Below are 18478 nucleotides of genomic sequence, written 5' to 3'. Positions count from 1 at the left end.
TCCAAAGAAAAGTTAATCAACTCTTTTTTTAAAGTAAGAAACTTCCTAAAGCCTATAAGCCTCTCACTGACACAATACACCACCATCAAACCCGACCCTGCAAAACTCTTGACAAGCTCCGGCAGTTACTATTCGTTAAAGCTCTGGCATGACATCGCATAGATAGTTACTACCCACTTGAGACTTTCATGCCTTATTTGCCAGACCCACACGTACCGACGCAAACACTCACAATAATCGGTAAAGCGTCCGACCGTGAAACTACCTGACAACACTCAATTAGATAGCAGGACTATCCTTATGATGGATCTAGTGAACACCCTACAGTCTCGCGTCATGAAAGAGGACCTTATCGCCCCCCGTGTCGAGCAAGCTGCCCCGGAGGACGGGCTGCTGCCTGTCGGCGAGCTTGCCAGGCCCGTCTCGGTCTCCCTGCCGCTCTGGCCGAATGCCAGGCCCGATGACCGCTATCAACTCACCTGGAACAACGCATTGATTGGCGACCCCATTCAACTGACCTCCCCTCTCCAATCCGGTTATATCCTGTATACGCACATCCCCGTCGCCACGCTGGCCGTAGAAGGCCTCTATCAGCTCGGTTACCGGGTCACGACAAGTTCAGGCGAAATATCCTACTTGTCTCAAACCACCCCCCTTATCATTGACCGCAGCCCACCCGGCGGCACTCTTCTCGCCGCCCTTATCCTCCCGACAATCGCCCTCGACGGCCTGAGCAACAATGAACTCGTGGCCCTGGGCAACCAACTCACTGTCACGGTCCCCGGCTACTTCGACATGCAGTGGGGCGATGTTATTCAAAGTTACTGGGGCGAACTGGCCGGCCCTACCCATACCGTACAAGCCGATCAACCCGGTAGCGATAAAGTCCAATTCAGCGTTGATCGAAGTTTCCTCGAACACCTGGGCAACGGCGAGTTCGCCCTCAGCTACAGCATCCGCGATCGCGCCGGCAACACCTCCGTGCGCTCGCAAGCGGTGACGCTCAAATTGCAGTTGCAGCAAGCACCGACCAACCTGCAAGCGCCCCAGGCCCTGCAACTCGACAATGGCCAGGTGCACGACGCCCAGGCCCGCGTCGGCGTGAAGATCGCGGTGCCCACCTACCAGCATGTCGCCATCGGTGACGAAATCTGCGTGCTGTGGAACGGCGAACGGGCCGCCGCCCGGCGGATCATCACCGCCCACGAACTGGACAAGCCCCTGCTGCTGAACGTCATGGCGCGTTATCTGGTGATTTCCCGCCACGGCGACGGTCCGGCCCGGGTGAACTACCAAGTGCGCCGCAATGGCGAGGTGTTCACCTCGGCCGACCTGGAACTCAAGGTTTTTTTGCAGTTGCCCGGCCCGCAGGACCCGACCCCGCAGACCATGGTCAACGAGGCCCTGGCCGCGCCGCTGATCAAGGGCAAGAATGCGCATGGCCGGCGGCTGGACAACTACCTCGATGAAGACAATGCGCAACTCTCGGCCGACGCGGTCATCGCCTGGCGCAGGGCGTTCCAGGCCGGCGACCGGATCAACCTGTTCTGGGGCCAGTCCAGCCAGCCATTGGTACGCACGATTACCCCACGGGATGTCGAAGCCGCCTGCTACCTGGTGATCAACGTACCGAACAGCCTGATTGCCGAGCAAGGCTGCGGCGTCGATATCAGCGTGCAGTACACCGTGACCCGGGAAGGCAACCCGAACACCTCCTACTCGCCCAAGCAATCGGTCGCGGTGATTTTTCAGATGCAGTTGCCGGGCGGCTCGGCGGGCCTGATGGAGCCGGTGTTCACCGGGGCCAGCGTGCTGAATGTAGTGGACCCGCGCAAGGATCCCGAGGGCACGGTGCTGCTGGTCAGCCCCTATCGCAACATGAAAGTCGGCGACCGCATCGTCCTGCGCTTTTGCGGTTTTGACGCGCTTACCGGGGGCAACGAGATCGAGGCCGCGAGCTTCAGCACCGAACGCCTGGTCAGCGAGCACGAGCTGCGCAACGGCTGCCGGCTGCGGGTGCCGCTGGCGCGCCTGATGGCCATCGAGCATGGTCGTGGCCGGGCCCGTTACGAGGTGATCAGCGAGCTGGGGCGGGTCACCTCATTACCCGCCGATGTCTACATCTCGTCACGCGCGACCGTTATGGCGCGTTGAGCGCCCGTCATGAACAAGCCCTCGGCGATCCATCGTCGAGGGCTTCGATAGCGGCGGTCATCCATGACGACAGGGATCAGAAGGCGTAGCGCAGGCCGACATTGACGCCCCAAGGCTGCTCGATATGTTCGCCCTTCATATAGTCGAAATCAGCGTGCAGTTGCAGGTCCTTCGACAGCGCCGCGGAAACCCCCACGCCCAACTCGCCACGGGTGCCGAACAGGCTGTTGTCGAAGGCCGTGTCATTGACCTTCACCGTGTTGTCGTTACGGGAGAACTCATGGGCCATGGCCACCCGCAAGTAAGGCTGCAGCAAACCACCATCGCGCAGTTCGAGATTGCGCCCCAGGGTCGCGCCGGCCTTGCCGAGCACGGAAACGGTCCGGCCGTTATCCACTCTCAGGCCGTTGTCCAACTGGTAGTTATCCCCCTTGACCAGCACCGAGGACAGCTGGGCGTAAGGTTCGACAAACAGATCGTCACGCAGCTTGATGTGTTTGCCGAACTCCAGCGAAGCGCCGTAGGCGAAGTTGTCGTAGTCGCCCTTGGCCTTGGTGCCGTTGGTCATCGAGACATCGGCCTGGTTATCGAAGCGGTTCAACTTGAGCACGCCGTCGAGGTAATAGCCGTCGTCCCGCAACCAGGTGCCATAGGCGCCGAGGGAGTAGCTGTCCACCGTGGCGGAAGTGCCGCGACTCAGGCTCAGGTCGGAACGGCTGTGACCGGCCATGACCCCGACCATCAGTTGCCCATCGCTGACCGGCACAGGTAGATCAACCCCGAACGACAAGCCTTTCTGCCGCTGCTTGTAGCCGAATCCCGCTTCGGCGGTGACGTTGTACTGGTTGCCGTAGCCGCGGATCCAGCCGCCGCCCTCGCCACTGCTGCGGATTTCGCCCATGCGGCTGCGCAAGGTGGCCAGTTCACCGTACCAGAGGGTCGGCCCGACGCTGAACAGTGCCAGCGACGCCTCGGTCGAGGGGCTGATGGTCTTGCCGGAGCCGACGATAAACCAGTCGTCGCCCTGTTTCTCCAGCAGATAGGAGTAGACCCCCAGGTCGACGCTGCCGCCGACCACCTCGAACAGGGCATCGCCGCCTTCGGTATGCACCACATGCAAGGGCGTGATCTCGGGGGCGTTGGGCTCCAGCCCTGTGTTCTGCACATTCAGCAGGAAATTGCCGTGGGCCTGGCCATTGATATTCAGCCTGTCCCCGGAGTTATCCAGCAGGTTGACGTGCATATTGAACATGCCGGTACCGGACAACTCGCCCAAGGACAAGGTGTAGAACTGCTCGGCCGAGCCCAGGGTCACGCTGCCACCGTCCATGGACAGCGCTTTGACCTCGGCATCGCCGGTCAGCGTCCAGTTCGCACGACTGTTGATCGCCACACTGTTGGTGTTGACCAGGTTGCCGAACAGTCGCGCGCCGTTTTGCAGGGTGACATCCAGGGTGCTGCTGTCATCGGCCACCAGGTCGCCGCGCAGCAAACTGCTATCGGCGGTGAAACCGACGTCACTGGCCCCCGTGACATCCAGCAAAATGCCGTTGCCGGCCAGCAGGTTCCCACCATTCTGCACGGTGATCCGTGCAATGGTGCCTTCCTCCGCCGAAATGGCCTGGCCGCTTAGACCTGCTATCGTCGAGTTGTCGACCACGATGTCGGCTTGCTGGGGAATGATCGGCCCGCCCGGCGCAGCCGTTCGGCCATCGAGTTGCAAGCCGATTGAATCACCCTGCACATAGCTGTCGTTGGCCATGTTCAGCGTTGCCCCGAGCAAGCGGATACCCACACCGCCCGCACCGGCATAGTCGCTGCCGAACACCCGGGTGTTATCGAGGCTGAGTCGCCCCAACGCGGCCACCGCAATCCCTATTCCAGCCCCGGAAAGCGTGCTGCCTTGGATATCTGCCCTGGAGGGGTTTTTCGTACCATCCGACGTCAGGGTGCTCAGCAAGAGTGCCGTCCCGGTGGCATTGCTGACATCCGCACCGTTAAGGGTTGCCCTTGCGGCAATCAACTCGATCCCTTCGCTGACCTTGCCACCGTTGACGATCACCTGGGATCCGAATCCCTGGACCCTGATACTGGTAGCCGCGCCGCCCTCGGCAATTTCCAGTACCCCCTTGTTGATAACCTGCCATGAAGTCACCTCGCTCTCGGCCGTGACCGTTTCCCGGCGATTGTCCACCACCCCCAGCGGTTCATTGTCCGAAGCCTCTTGCCCCAGGCTCAACGGGGAACCCAATACAGCGCCCATGAGGCAAGCCGCTTTCCCGAGGCCTTTATATCGAAAGCAAAACGGGGTCAATCGATCAGTCGTGCGCAACATTACTTCTTCTCCACTAAAAGAAGTAATAGTTTGATAAGGCTCGACCACGATTTAATATTAAAAATGACCGTGAAAAAAGTCAGAATATTCCCAAATTACACAAACCATTTTCCTACATAAAATTAATACTTCCGCACACTTCAATTTCTAAAAAAATCAAAGAATAGCGCTTGACACCCTTCCAACTCCTCTATTACGTAAACCCCAGATAGGAAAACGCCTATCGCTAAAACCTGAAGTAACGCGACCCTGGCCCATAAAGATCCGACACGGTCAGTCGCCCTGTCTTCATTCACTTCCAATCAGGAACAGAAGTATGTGCACAAACAAGAAGCGCCTTATTCTCACGCAAAACAGTTATATCCGAGCTGAACACAAGAATCTGGAAAAACCTGATGTAGCGGACGCATTTCCAGACGGTTTATTACCCTTGAGTGCACTCAACGCGCCACTTCCCGTCACCTTTAAATTGTGGGACGACGCCAGTCTCGACCAGACCTATCAATTGTTCTGGGATGACAATGCCGTTGGCACGCCCACTGATGTCGAGCAGGACGATCTGGATAACCCGGAGCGCTATCTGAGCCTGGATATTCCCGTCGATCTGTTGGTTGAAAAGAATGACCAGGATAATCCGACCGATAAAAAATACAAACTCAGCTACCACGTCCGCGACAAGTTCAGCGAAGAGACAACCCCCTCGCGCGACACCCTGATCGAGGTCGATACCACCCGTCCCGGCCTGCCAAGCCATGGTCCGATGGCCTTCCCCAAGGAAGTCGATGATGGCCTGACCTCGGCAGAACTGACCGCGCTGGGCAATACCCTCGATGTCATCGTAAGCAGCTACAGCACCATGGCCCAGGGTGACTTCATCGAGACGTTCTGGGGCGATATCCCGGGTCCCACGGCCACCGTGCAGATGAACGATATCGAGTTGGAAGAAGTGCCGATTTCCTTCAGTCGCGCCTTCCTGGAAGACGTCGAATCCCAGGTCGGCAACGCCCTGTCGGATGTCACCTATATCGTCACCGACCGCGCCACCAACGTCTCGCCGCGCTCCCTGGCGCGACAGATCCGCTTGCTGCTGGCCGAGATCCCGAACGATCTACTGCGGCCGATCATCGAACAGGCCAGTCCGGAACAGGGCGGGTTGATCGACTACGAGGATGCCCAAACCGGTGTCACCGTCGATATTCCGCATTACCTGGGCGCCCTGCCCGGGGATCAGGTCACCCTCTATTGGGGCGATTCGAACCCGCTGCCGGCGATTCCCGTGCCGGACGGCGACGAAGATAAGGATCCGATCCTTTCTCCTGTGCTGCAATTCGACATTATCAACCGTTTCCCCGAGGCAACGGTCAATGTCCACTATGAAGTGCGCCGCAACGGTGAGTTGGTCGGCACCTCGCTGATCCAGCCGGTGCTTGTCTACCTGACCCTGCCGGTGCCGGAGGAACGCCTGCAGCCGCTGACTATCCAGGGCACCAGCGGCAACCCCAACCGCGAGGACAACCTGATCGACCCGGACGACTATGAACTCAATGCGCGGGCGATCTTCCGCTGGGTCAGCGGGCTGCGGGTCAACGACTACATCAACCTGCGCTGGGGCCGGCAGGAGGTGCCGAACTGGCATCAAATCACCCTGGAAGAGTTCAATGCCGGCGTCGATTTCGACATTGAAGTGCTCAACACGGTGATCAAGGCCGAAGGCACCGGGGCCGCCATCCCGGTGAGCTACAGCGTCACCCGCGACACCAACCCCAACCCGGCACTGGCACCGACCCAAGCGGTGATCGTGCGCTCGAAAATGGAACAGCCCGGCGGCGAGCTCGGCCTGCGGGAGCCGCTGTTCACCCGGCTGTCCGACGCCGGTCATGTCATTCCGAGCCTGAGTCCGGACGGCACGCCGGTTCTGGTCAGGCCGTATGACAATATCAAGCTGTACCACGACATTGCCCTGACATTCGAAGGCTTTGAGCTGGATGGAACGCCTATTCCGCAGGCCCGCTATGAAAAGACCGACACCATCAACCCGACCAATATCGACACCGGTTTGAGCTTTCTGATTCCGCGCGCCAACTTGATCAGCCTTTGCAAAGGTTATGCTGAAGTGACCTATCGGGTCGAACCGCGTCCTGAACATAATCAGGAACCGGCCAACTCGTTGATGGGCTCGGCCCCGGTCAGCATGAACAGACCCGGTGTCGGTTGCAGTTAACACGGTAAAGACTACACCGCCCTGAAAACCCGACAAACCCTTTATAAGTTAATACTTATCAAGTGCCTCAGTGTGTCTGCGGCCTTCGCTTGAAGGCCGCATTCAAACAAGGAAATCAATATGACGCTTACCACTTCCAGCACGCCTGTTTTCGATCAGCCGAATATTCCCGACGCCTTCGCAGATGGCTTGCTGCCGATCAGCGCACTTAATACCCCGGTCCTTGTCACTTTCAAAGTATGGGACAATCCCTCGACCAGCGAAACTTACCAGTTGCTCTGGAACGAAGTGCCTATCGGCACTAGCAAGTTCATCAAACCCGAGGACCAGCCCGGCGACACCCTGGAACTTTATATTCCCCTCGACCAGTTGATCGAGGGCAAGTATCAACTGGCCTACCGCGTCACCGATACCTTCAGCGAAGAATCCACCGACGCCTTCTCCTCCCCCGTCGAAATCGATACCACCGCCCCCGGCTATCCCACCACTCTAGCCCCCCTGGATTTCCCCCCGGCCATCAAAGACGGCCTTACCTCGGAAGAACTGACGCAACTGGGCGACATCCTGCTCGGCACCGTCCACGGCTACAGCGGCTTCGCCATCGGCGATCGGATCAGGACTTTCTGGGGCGATACCGAAGGGCCCGGGGGCAAGGTTGACGAGGATGACATGGAGCCCCAGGAAGTGCTCATCGAGTTCCCCCGCGCCTTTCTCGAGTCGCTGGGCGATTTCAACGGGCCAGTCTTCTACACCGTCACCGACCGGGCCGAGAATGTCTCCCAGGACTCGACCACCAGCAACATTCTCCTGCTACTCAACGAACCGGTAACCGACCTCCCCGCGCCGCTCATCGACGGTTATGTCGAGCCGATCACCCATGAACAGGCGCAGGCCGGTGTCGAGGTGTGGATTCCCACTTCGGGCCTGGTCGAAGACGGCGACCAGATCCTCCTGCGTTGGGGCGACGTGGCCCTGGGCCCCTTCGAACCGGAGTCGATCGGCCAACCGATCGTCCTGCGTATCCCTGTGGACCTCGCCACCGTCGAGCAGGCCGGCGACGGCGCCATCCGCCTGAGCTACGACCTCAGCCGCGACGGTCATGTCATCGGCTATTCGTTGCCGCTGGGTATCGTCGTCAGAGCCCGGCTGCCGGTGCCCGGCGACATGGCGCGACCGGTCATTCGCGGCGCCTCGGCCGAAGCGGTGGACAACCTGATCGACGAGAACGACTTCGAACGGGACGCCAGCGCCATCATTGCCTGGAATCCCGGTTTCGTCGAAGGCCAGCTCATCCAGCTGTTCTGGGGCGGACAAGCGATGTTCGAACCGCCCTACCGCATCAGTGCCGAGGATGTCGCCGCCGCCCGCGACCTCCACCGAGCGGTCCTCAACAGCCGTTTCCGACCGGTAGGCACCGGCACTGATATCCGCGTGCGCTACAGCGTCAGCCAGGCCGGCAATCCGAATACATCGAGATCGCCGGAACAGGGCATCATCGTCCGCTCCCGCGATGAACTACCCGGCGGGCCGGCTGGACCGGACGCTCCGCTGTTCACCGCGCTGAACGAGCATGGCGCGATCAATACGCTCAACGGCCAGGACGGCGCCCCGCTGTATATCGCCCCCTATGTGAATATCAAGCAGGGCGATGTCATCCATTTCCTCTACGAAGGTTTCGACCAACTGATTGGCGGCAATCCAAAAAACCAGTGGCCGCACACCTCCGATCCCCTGACCGAGGAACAAACCCGCAACGGCTACGACCTGCGGGTCCCGCGCACGGTGCTGGACGCCACCTGCTACGGCCACGCCGAGGCCACGTTCAGCGTCGACAGCGTGAGCGGCACCGGCCGCTCGAAACGCCAGACCGCCTATGTCGATATGCGCGTGGCCGGTGTCTGTCCGCCGGCAGTTCGCCAATGACCTGCCGACCCTTTCCCCCTGGAGCCCTGATCATGTCCATCCAGCCACGAAACCTGGAGCGCCCGCAGATCCTCAGCGCCAATCCCGCCGGGGTCGGTGCCATCGATGTCGAAAACCCGGAAAAACCCCTGGCCGTGCTGGTCGGACCGGTGAATCTCAAGCCACGGGATCGTATCGATCTGTATTGGGGTCACGTCGCAGAGCCGACCGTCCGCTACGAACACCCCCTGGACGCCCCGCCCGACAATGCTTTCGTTACCCTGTTCGTCGCCCCCCAAAATCTTGCATCGGCCACGGAGCCGCTGCCGGTTCACTACCGTTTCACGCCGTTTCCCGGCGGCACGACGGAAGATTCCGATACCACCCTGGTCCGGGTAAAACTGGAGCCCCCGGGCGGTGTCGACATCGATCCGGCGACGCCTTATGAGAACGAAGCCCTGCACCCGCCACGGGTGCAGCCACCCGGGGTGATCGTCGATCCGCAGGGGGTCAGCGTGCTCGTCGCGCCCTACGATCATATGAGCGAAGGCGATCGAATCAGCGTGAGCTGGGATGAGCAACGTGTCGACCACCCACCCTTGAGCGCAACGAAAGTCGACCGGGAGGTGCTGATCCCGATCCCGTCGGCGATCATCGAAGCCGCCGGCAACGCCAGCGCCCTCCCGGTGCGCCATGAGATCCGCGATGTGGTCGGCAACTGGTCGAAACGCTCGCCCGCCACCGAGGTCGTGGTCAGTCTCGGCGTGCGTTGAGGTCACCCGTGCCGGTTGCCATCCACCAGGCAACCGGCGCTTTACAGCACCTGACGCCGGATAAAGTCGTCGATCTGCCGCGCCGCCGTGTCCAGATGCTGCGCATGGCTGAAACCGCTGGCCTTCAGCGGCTTGAGATCGTGATCGGCCGCCGTCAGCCAGCTCACCCGCACCTGCGCCGACAGCGTATAACCCACCACCGTCTGCCGATTCCCCAGGGCATCACGTTCGCCCTGCACGATCAGGGTCGGCGTGGCGAGATCCGCCAGATGCGCCACCCGTGGTTTTTCCGGTTTGCCCGCCGCGTAGAACGGATACCCCAGGCATACCAATCCCTGCGCACCGAGGTCGTCGGCCAGCAGGCTGGCCATGCGTCCGCCCATGGACTTGCCGCCAATGAACAACGGTCCCTGGACCTGGCGCCGCACGCCTGCGTACACCTCGCGCCAACACTCCAGCAAACGCGCCTGGGGGTTCGGCGGACGCTTGCCGCCGTCCAGGCGCCGTTGCGCCATGTAGGGAAACTCGAAGCGCAGCACGGCAATGCCGCGCGCCGCCAGGCGTTCGGCCATGGCGTTCATGAAATCACTGTCCATCGGCGCACCGGCACCATGGGCGAGGATCAGCGTGGCCAGCGGGCCAACCTCCCCGGCGGGGTTGTACAGATAGCCCGGAGCCACGGCCCAGGAGACCTGGGACTGGGTTGCTTGCTGGATCGACATGTCGCCTCTCATCTCACTGTCCGCACCGACCACAAACCCCGCATGGGCCCGCACCGGCAACCTAGATATGTAACGCATCGCCGCGCCGCTTTTCCTGAAAATGAAAACACCTTATCTGCCTGCCCAGACACAGCAAGGCCGGCGGCGCCGACACGGGACGCTCCCCTGTCCATTTTCAGACGAGTATTGCCATGCCTCAAGACGCCCTCACCCACGCCGAACAACCCGGCGCCAGTCGCCTTCCGACGGATCGTCCGGTCGCGCCGGTACGCCAGATGGCGGCCGCGCCGCTGCTCAGCCGCGCCTTCGCCAGCCTCGACGAAGCCGTCAAGTATGCCCACGGCCAGGCCGCTTTCAAAGGTTTGAAGCGACAGTCGTCGTTTATCCTCAAGCATGCGCAAAAGGCTGAATTCACCGCGACCCAAGTGCCGGGCAGCGCCACGGCGCCCTTCGACCCGGACGACGTCTTCGGCCGGGACGCCCGCGGCCTGCCGCAGTTGCCCGAAGGTTTTATCCTCGCCGGTCTCTACTGCCAGGCCGAAACCGCCCACGAACAACTGCCGCCCCGGGAAAGTTGGCTGTACGAAAACTTTTTCAGCCCCTACGACCTGTTCGCGGGGCTCCATCACGCCCGTCGCTCACGCCCCCCGGCGCCTGGCGCACGCCCGCCAGCGTTGTTCTTCGGTAGCCCCGACGGGGCGCTACTGGCCTATCGCTGCGAGGACAGTGAACTGGAGCAGGCGCTGCTGCCCGAAGGCGCGGACTGGCAGGCACGGGCCCGGCACGCGCGCGCGCAACTGTTGAGCGGCGCACTGCCACCCCGCCAATTCGTCCGCACGATCGCCGCCGCCGGCCAGTTGCGGGTACTGCACAGCAGCTACCTGTGGAACCGTCTGGGGGCGGTCGACCCGATCCACTGGGCAGCGTTCGCCAACGCCATGCTCCCAGGACTGGGTCCGGCGTTCCTCTCGGCGGACGACGCCGCCCAGCATGCCCAACAACTGATCCAGGGCGGCACCGACAAGCAGCTCGGCGGGCTGATTTTCCAGCGCCAGGACGCGAGCTTTGTTGCCACGCTGCCGACCGCCGGCGACGACAGCCGCTTCAACAGCGCTGGCCTGTATCCGCTCACCGAAGCCGGTATTGCCAGCTTCCCCGCCGGACACCAGCTCTATGCCGTCTACCGCTCCAACATCAGCCTGTCGGCCCTCAAGGAGCAAAACAGCGGGGAATTCGACAGCCCCTCGATGCTCTCCGACCAGGAGACGCGCCTTCGACTGAAAAGCATCACCCCCGACGAGGTCCTCACCACCCTCCTCGCCCGGTCGCAGGGGGTCAGGGCGTTTTATGTGCTGATGACCAACGCCAATATCATCAAATACGTGCCCAGCGGCTCCGACGAAGAGGATGCGCTGATCCCGCGCCTGTTGCCGGGCAATGACCTCAGCGACCTCAAGCAGGTGCTGCCGAGCGAGTTCATCAAGTCCCTGGCCAGGACCGGAGCACTCTACGTGGTCCGCGGCGATACCTACTGGGGCCCGCCGGGCCAGGTGCCCAGCGATTGGAAGCCCTACCCGCCAAGGCCGGCCGCGCTCCCGGCGCTGCCGGCCTTCGGGCCGTTGTGCGACAGCGCGGATGCCGCCGCCCGGTATGCCCACGAGCGCATCAATGGCCAATACCGCGACCGGCGGATCGGCTTCATCATCAGCGACAGCCACAACCGCTACGTCGCCAGCGAACCGCTGACCGCCAGGGAGCCGCTGTTTGCCACGGCCCCCCGCTTGCCCACCGGCGCCGACGGTTCACCGGCACTGCCGCCAGGCTATCGCCTGGCCGGTCTCTACTACAGTGCCGCGCTGTATCCGCAACGCTTGCCGTGCAAGGACGTCTGGATGTACCGCAACTTCTTTCTGCCCGATGAGTTGCTCGCGGCGCTCAAGCAGATCGAAGCTTATCGTCCGGACCCGAGCGCGCCGACGCTGCCCTTGTACCTGAGCACCCGCGATGGCGCGCAGTTGAAATACCTGTCGCTGGACATCACCTTCGACAAATCCCTGCTCGCCGGCTCCGATCAAAGCTACGGCGAACGTCTGCTCAAGGGCATCCTCGACCCGCTGAACTTCATCCACGCACTGGCCGATAGCGGTGAACTGAGCGTGTTGCAGCCCAGTGAACTGTGGGGCCCGGCAGGACGAATCAACAGTGACTGGCACGCCTATCATCAGCTACCGCGGCGCGTCCTCGGGCCGCTGTTTGCCAGCGCCGACGACGCGGCGCGCCACGCCCACGGGCAGATCCCGCGCCGCTATGACAAGGTCTATGGCGGGGTGATCCTGAAGCGCGCGGACGGCCTGTTTGTCGCCAGCGCGCCACGGGTGTCAGCCACCGAAATCTTCGACCACACGCTGGTATTCCCCAACCGAAATGGTTTTCCTCTTGAAGATCACACCCTTGTCGGGACCTATAACTCCCGCCTGGGCAGCCTGGATTTTTCCGTGCCGGAGACTGAAGGCCGGCTTTACCTGAACCTGTTTCCGACCTGGGATATCTATCGGGCGATCAAGGACCACTCGATCCCGTTGCGCTATTTCTCGGGGCAGGACGGGGCGCTGATCCGCTACACCAGCCGACATTCTCCGGCCGAAGTCGATCTGTTCAAGCAGTTGTCGCCTGCGCCGGCGAACCCGCTGAACCTGATGGACAATCCCACCGAGCAGCGTTTCAAGAGCGGCAAGGACGAAGACAAGGGCGCCATACTGACGTTTGTCCGTGACCTGACCAAAACCGGTGAGCTGCGCGTACTGGTCAGTGGCCGCGAGATCTGGACAGCCGTCGGCAAAGTGCTGTCGATTCACGATACCGCCGCCGGAGTGCGTGTCGACACCGACAAGACGCTCTTCGCCACCTATGCCCCCGCGTTCAGCCCGGTGTTCATGGCGTCCCTGGATGCCGTGCAGCATGCGCTCAGGCACATCAGCCCGAGCACCGAGCGCAGCTTCGGTTTGATTTTCCGCAAAACCGAGAAGGTGTTCGTCGCGACCCTCCCCATCAGCGATATCAGCTCGCACTTCGACAGCGATCTGATCCTCCCACCGGAGATGGCGGTCCTCAATCTGCTCCCCGGCTATAGCATCGATGGCCTCTATGTGGCGATCGCCTGGCTGGACAAGCTGCCCGGCGACAGGGCCTACCAGCATTTCATTTCCGCCAGGCACTTGGCCCACGCCATCAAGACCGCGCGGGAAACGGCGCTGGTGCCCGGACACCGGAGCGCGACCAATCTGTACCTGGCGACCGCCGATGGCGCCCTGTTGAACTACCAGGTGCCGCTGGTTCCCGATAAGGACGAAGTGATCCGCGGCAGCCTCTTTCACAACAACGGCGGCGACACCCAGGAGCAACTGGAAAACGGCTCGCTGTCCGGCCGGGACTACGTTCGGCGCGTGGCGGCGAGCGGTAAATTGAGTGTGGTGCGGGCCGGTACGGTGTGGCGTCAGACCGGTCCGGTGAGTGCCACCTGGGAACTCACCGACGTCGCCACAAGCGACGCGCAGCGCTATGTCCTCAGCCCGCTGTTCGCCCACGCCGACGATGCCGCCCTGTATACCCATGGCCAGATTGGCCAGGGTCGAGGCGCGCTGTTGGTCAACGCGATCTATCGCACCTCCGCCCCCGACGGTTATGTCACCCTTGAGCCTTTCGTCGATGGCCAGGCGATCAAGGTCACCCGCCCCCTGGCGGATCCGAAGACCCAGGCGCTGGAACAGCAGCGCCTTGAGTTGACCTTGGGCAAGACACCGCTCGACAGCATTCACTATGCCAAGCCGCTCGACCCGAGCCGCTACCAGACCGACGACAGCCCCCCTGTCGACTTCCTTGCCGTCGAGGATATCTGCTTCGTCACCAAGACTCTGCTGGCCGACAACTTGTTCCTCAATGGCCTCTACTACTCCACCCAGGAAGGCGCCCTGCTCAAGTACGAGCCTCAGGACTCAAGCGCACAACGTGAGTTGTGCACACCGCTCGAAGCGGACCCGGATGCTGCCAAAAGCCTGACCCCGCCACAGCTCCACCTGGTCAATGTGGTCGCCGGGGCCGGCAAGCTGAGCGTGTTGCAAACCAGTCGGCTGTGGCCGGAACCCGGGCCGATCGATGCCAGCTGGACGCCGACCTGGGCCCTCGCCGCGCGACACCCGCGCGCCACGCGGGAGCTGGTACCGCCGCTGATCAACAGTTTCAATATCGGCGGTGTCGGCGCCACCGATGTGATCGACCCGCAACGGCCGTTACCCGTGGTGATCGCCCCGCTGGAGCTGAAACCCAGGGATCGAATCGACCTGTATTGGGGCAACCATCCCGACCCGGTCGCCAGCCATACGCAAGACAGCACACCCGGTGCCAGCCACCTGACCCTGCGGGTCGACACCCGCTGGATCATGTCGGCGCCAGAGCTGACGGTACGCTACGTCCTCACGCCTTTTCCCGGCGGCACACCGGAAAGCGCCGAGACCCGTGTACGGATCAAGCTGGACGTACCTGGCGACCCGGACAGCCAATCCGCGACGCCCACCGTCAACGACAAGCTCGAACTGCCGGTGATCCTGCCGCCCGGGGTGATCGAAGACCCGGAAGGCGTCAGTGTGGTGGTCAAGCGCTATACGAACATGGCCGCCGGCGACACGATCACGGTGTCCTGGCACGGGCGCCTGGTGCAACACCCGCCCCTGGCCGCGCCGAGCGACGAAGTGCTGGTGCCGATCGATCCGAATATTATCCGCGAGGCCGGCAACTCCGACGCAATCATCGTGCGTTACGAGATACGTGATGAGGTCAACAACTGGTCGCGCTGGTCACGCCCGGCCCTGGTGGAAGTCGCTATCGGCGATCCGGACCTGCGCCCGCCGGTGGTCCCGCGAGCCCAGGGCATGCAACTGAACCTGGACGCACTCAATGGCGCCGACGTGCAGACCCTGGTGCTGCGCTATGAAGGCATGAGCAGCGCCCAGACCCTGCGCCTGTTGGTCGAACGGGAAACCGCCCTCGGCGCGACACTGCCGGCGTACAGCGCGGTGATGCCCGGCCATGACAGCGACGGGTTCGTGTCCTTCGAGGTACCACACGAGCAGTTCCTCCTGATCATCCGGGGACAGGCGCGGTTCTACTACTATGTCGAAGCGCCCAACCAGCCGATACGCCGCTCCAGGAGCCTGCCGTTGCAGATCAGCGGCCGCGCCCTGACGCTCAAGCCCCCCCGGGTGCCCGTCGCCGAAGCCAACGGCAACGTGCTCGACCCGACGCAAACCGGGGTCATTGCCCGGGTCGAGCCCTACTCGTTCATCGCCACGGGCCAGAGCGTGACCCTGATCTGGCTCGGCACCAGCGCCACCGGCTTGGAAATCCGTCACGAACAGGCCAAACCCGTTATCGAGACCGACCAGGACATCGACTTCACGATCCCCGACGAGCAGGTCAGCGTGCTGGCCGGTGGCTCCGTGGTCGTGCGCTATGAAGTCCGGACCATCGCCCCGGAGCCCGTGGTTTCCCAGGCGCTGCTGTTGCCGGTCAGCGCCAACCCGCTGGATCTGCCCGCGCCCAAGGTGCTGGAGGCCCATGACACACTGCTGTTCCCGTTGCAGGCGCTGATGGGCGCGACGATCCGGGTCAGCTATGCCATGGAGCCCCGCGACAGTATCCAGGCCTACTGGCGCGGCACGCCCGGCGCCGGGAGCCCCATCATCGACGCCAAGCCCGGCAGCACCAGCGGCCAGGTCGACTTTGCCGTGCCCGCCACGGCGGTCAGCGCCAATATCGGCAAACGTGTGGAGATCGGCTATACCGTCACCCGCGATGGCATCCCCGCGCCATCGGAGAAACTGCTGCTGGACGTCCTGCCCATCGGCCAGGAGGACCTGCCCACGCCTTTCGTGCATCAGGCGCCGGACAATCAGATCCTCGACCTCAACACCTTCAGCGGCGATGCCATCATCGAGATCAGGAAATGGCCGCATATCCAGCTCGGCCAACGGGTCTGGTTGCGCGGCGAAGGCACCCTGGCCAACGGTCGGCCTCACACCCTGGTGATTTGGGACGCCCGGGAAATCCCCTCGATCGCGGACGCCTTCGACGACCCCGTACCGCGCGGGGAGCTTGATCAATTGAAAGACCTGAGCGGCCTGACCTTTACCTTCAAGGTGGCGTTCGACGGCAGCGCCGACGAATCGACCGCCCTGACCTTCCCCCGACTGCGCCTGGTGCTGCGGGCCAAACAGCGGGTGCCGGAGCTGGTCTTCGACAGCCACCCCGTCAGCCTGCCCGGCAAGATCTACCTGATCCCCTGTCACCCACAGATACTGCCGGCCTTCGGCCCCGGCACGACGACCCAACGCGTGGCCAGTGGCGGCGTGCCCGGCTATCACTACAGTAGCGACAACCCGCAAATTGCCGTGGTCGACAACCACGGAAAGGTCAGCGTGCGTGGCAATGGCAAGACCCACATCCGGGTCAGCGACAGCGCCGGGCAACGCAAAAGCTACGAGGTCAGCGTCAGCGGCGTGGTCCAGTGCTACAACCTCGGCGAGGGCAGCAGCGACGAAACCCTGCGCAAGGCCCGACAAAAAGGCCTGAGCGTCCCGTCGCTGGAGGAACTGATCAGCATCCGCACAGCCTACGGCAAGCGTTGGCCGTTGCAGTCGCCGCTCAAGCCGAAAACCTGGTCATCGACCACCAAGACTCCGTTGGGACTGGTGCATGCGGTACTCGACATGACCTTGACCGTGATCGAGCCGGAACGCCCCTATATCAAGATCACCCCCGGCCTGAGCCTGATCTATGAAGCCAGCGGCCTGGGCATCGGGCCCGCGCGGCTGCTCGACTGCAAAAAAGCCCGGGGCCTGCCCGAGGATGCCCGGGAACTGGAACGACCGCGGGTCGAGGCGGCCCTGGACGACGGCCAGGGGTTGTTGCCGGCCAGCGCCCTCGACGCGCCCGTCGCGGTGACCTTCCCGGTCTGGACAAACCCCACCACCGACGAGACCTATCAGTTGCTCTGGGGCGCGGAACTGCTCGGCAGCCCAGTGTTCATCGCTCCGGGCGACAACCCCGGTGACCCGCTGAGCCTGGACATTCCCGTCGAGGCCCTGACCCACGGCCGCCATGAACTCAGGTATCGGGCGTACGACACCATCAGTCAGGCCTCGACGGATTCGTTCCCGACCCTGATCGAGGTCGACCGCGAAAAACCCGGCCAGCCGTTGCTCGGAGCCATGGCCTTTCCACCCCAGGTCAACGATGGCCTGACCTCGGCGGAGCTGACCGAGCTGGGCAATGTGCTGCCGGGCACCATCGCCAGCTACAACGGTTTCGCGGTCGGCGACCAGGTGACCACCTTCTGGGGCGATATCGAGGGACCGGGGATGCGGGTCATGGAGCTCAAGACTATCGTCATCGAGTTTCCCCGCGCCTTCCTCGCCTCACTCGGGGCGGATGCCGACTGGCCGGTGACCTACCGGATCCAGGACCGGGCGGGCAATCTGTCGGACCGTTCGGAAGCGATCACCGTCAAGTTGCGCCTGTCAGGCGGCGAGCGTCCCGAACTGGTGTTCGACCCGCGTCCCGTCACCCTCAGCGGCAAGATCTACCTGATCCCCAGCCATCCAACGGTGTTGCCGGCCTTCGGCCCGACGACATCGGTTCGGCGCCAGGCCAGCGGCGGTACCCCCGGGTATACCTACACCTCGGGCAACCCGGCGATTGCCGTGGTCGACGCATCGGGCCTGGTCACGGTGCGCGGCAACGGCAGTACCACCATCACCGTGCGCGACAGCGGCGGACAGACGAAAAGCTACAGCCTGTCGGTCAGCGGCGTCATTCATTGCCATGGGTTGGGACTGGGCACATTCGCGAATATGCAGGCCAAGGCCAACGCCGGGCATCGGCGGCTGCCGACTCGCGCCGAGCTCGCCGATATCCATCGCCTCTACGCCAGCCGCTGGCCCTTGGCTGCCCAGCGCGAATGGCTGCCAGAGACCCCGCGGGAAGCCGAGTCGACGACGTTGAAGGATTTCGGCCTGACCTGGTCCACCGACCGGGCGACCGCGGTGCCGCCAATCAAGTACTACGTGACGCACCTGCCCAGCGGTAAGGAGTCGATCCTGTTCGATCTCAGTAACGCCTATGGCCTCGGCCTGAGCTGAGCCGAAGCCCTCACTCAGGCGTGAACACACACCCTGTGGGAGCGGAGCTTGCCCGCGAAGCTTTTAGCGGTCTCCCGGCCCTATTCGCGGGCAAGCTCCGCCCCCACACCACACCCCATGCCCAACCCCGATCAACCCGCCGGAGGCCCCGTGGCCCCCGGCAATTCCTGCCCCATTGA

7 protein-coding genes are annotated in these 18478 nt (G+C 62.8%); 5 read left to right on the top strand and 2 right to left on the bottom strand.

Annotated elements, in window-relative coordinates:
- The first annotated feature begins 336 nt into the window (after positions 1-336).
- Positions 337-2154: a hypothetical protein gene (locus AC07VG_RS16625; protein ID WP_495001596.1), complete on the top strand. Its 1818-nt coding sequence runs from the start codon at positions 337-339 to the stop codon at positions 2152-2154.
- Positions 2155-2230: 76 nt separating this feature from the next.
- Here the strand turns inward: AC07VG_RS16625 and AC07VG_RS16620 are convergent, their stop codons facing one another.
- Positions 2231-4417, bottom strand: coding sequence for an autotransporter outer membrane beta-barrel domain-containing protein (locus AC07VG_RS16620; RefSeq protein ID WP_495001595.1), 2187 nt, complete (start codon positions 4415-4417; stop codon positions 2231-2233).
- Between the two features lie 502 nt (positions 4418-4919).
- Here AC07VG_RS16620 and AC07VG_RS16615 point away from each other — a divergent pair.
- From AC07VG_RS16615 to AC07VG_RS16605, 3 genes are all read left to right on the top strand, one after another.
- A complete protein-coding gene (locus tag AC07VG_RS16615) occupies positions 4920-6710 on the top strand; it encodes a hypothetical protein (RefSeq protein ID WP_495021551.1) in 1791 nt (596 codons plus the stop codon).
- Between the two features lie 120 nt (positions 6711-6830).
- Entirely contained in the window at positions 6831-8633 is a 1803-nt protein-coding gene (locus AC07VG_RS16610; RefSeq protein ID WP_495021550.1) for an addiction module component, read from the top strand.
- A 32-nt stretch (positions 8634-8665) separates the two neighbouring features.
- Positions 8666-9385 (top strand): hypothetical protein, encoded by a 720-nt coding sequence (locus AC07VG_RS16605; protein ID WP_495001592.1) that lies wholly within the window; start codon positions 8666-8668, stop codon positions 9383-9385.
- A 41-nt stretch (positions 9386-9426) separates the two neighbouring features.
- On the opposite strand, the gene AC07VG_RS16600 is transcribed toward AC07VG_RS16605, so the two are convergent.
- Positions 9427-10107: an alpha/beta family hydrolase gene (locus tag AC07VG_RS16600; protein WP_495001591.1), complete on the bottom strand. Its 681-nt coding sequence runs from the start codon at positions 10105-10107 to the stop codon at positions 9427-9429.
- A 191-nt stretch (positions 10108-10298) separates the two neighbouring features.
- On the opposite strand from AC07VG_RS16600, the gene AC07VG_RS16595 reads away from it, so the two are divergent.
- Complete coding sequence (locus AC07VG_RS16595; RefSeq protein ID WP_495021549.1) at positions 10299-18299, top strand: Ig-like domain-containing protein; 8001 nt, start codon at positions 10299-10301, stop codon at positions 18297-18299.
- The last annotated feature ends 179 nt before the right edge of the window (positions 18300-18478 follow it).

The sequence above is a fragment of the Pseudomonas sp. GW821-FHT03C07 genome (assembly GCF_059420925.1).
The sequence above is the reverse complement of the archived record's forward strand: the minus strand, read 5'-3'. Positions and strand labels throughout refer to the sequence as shown.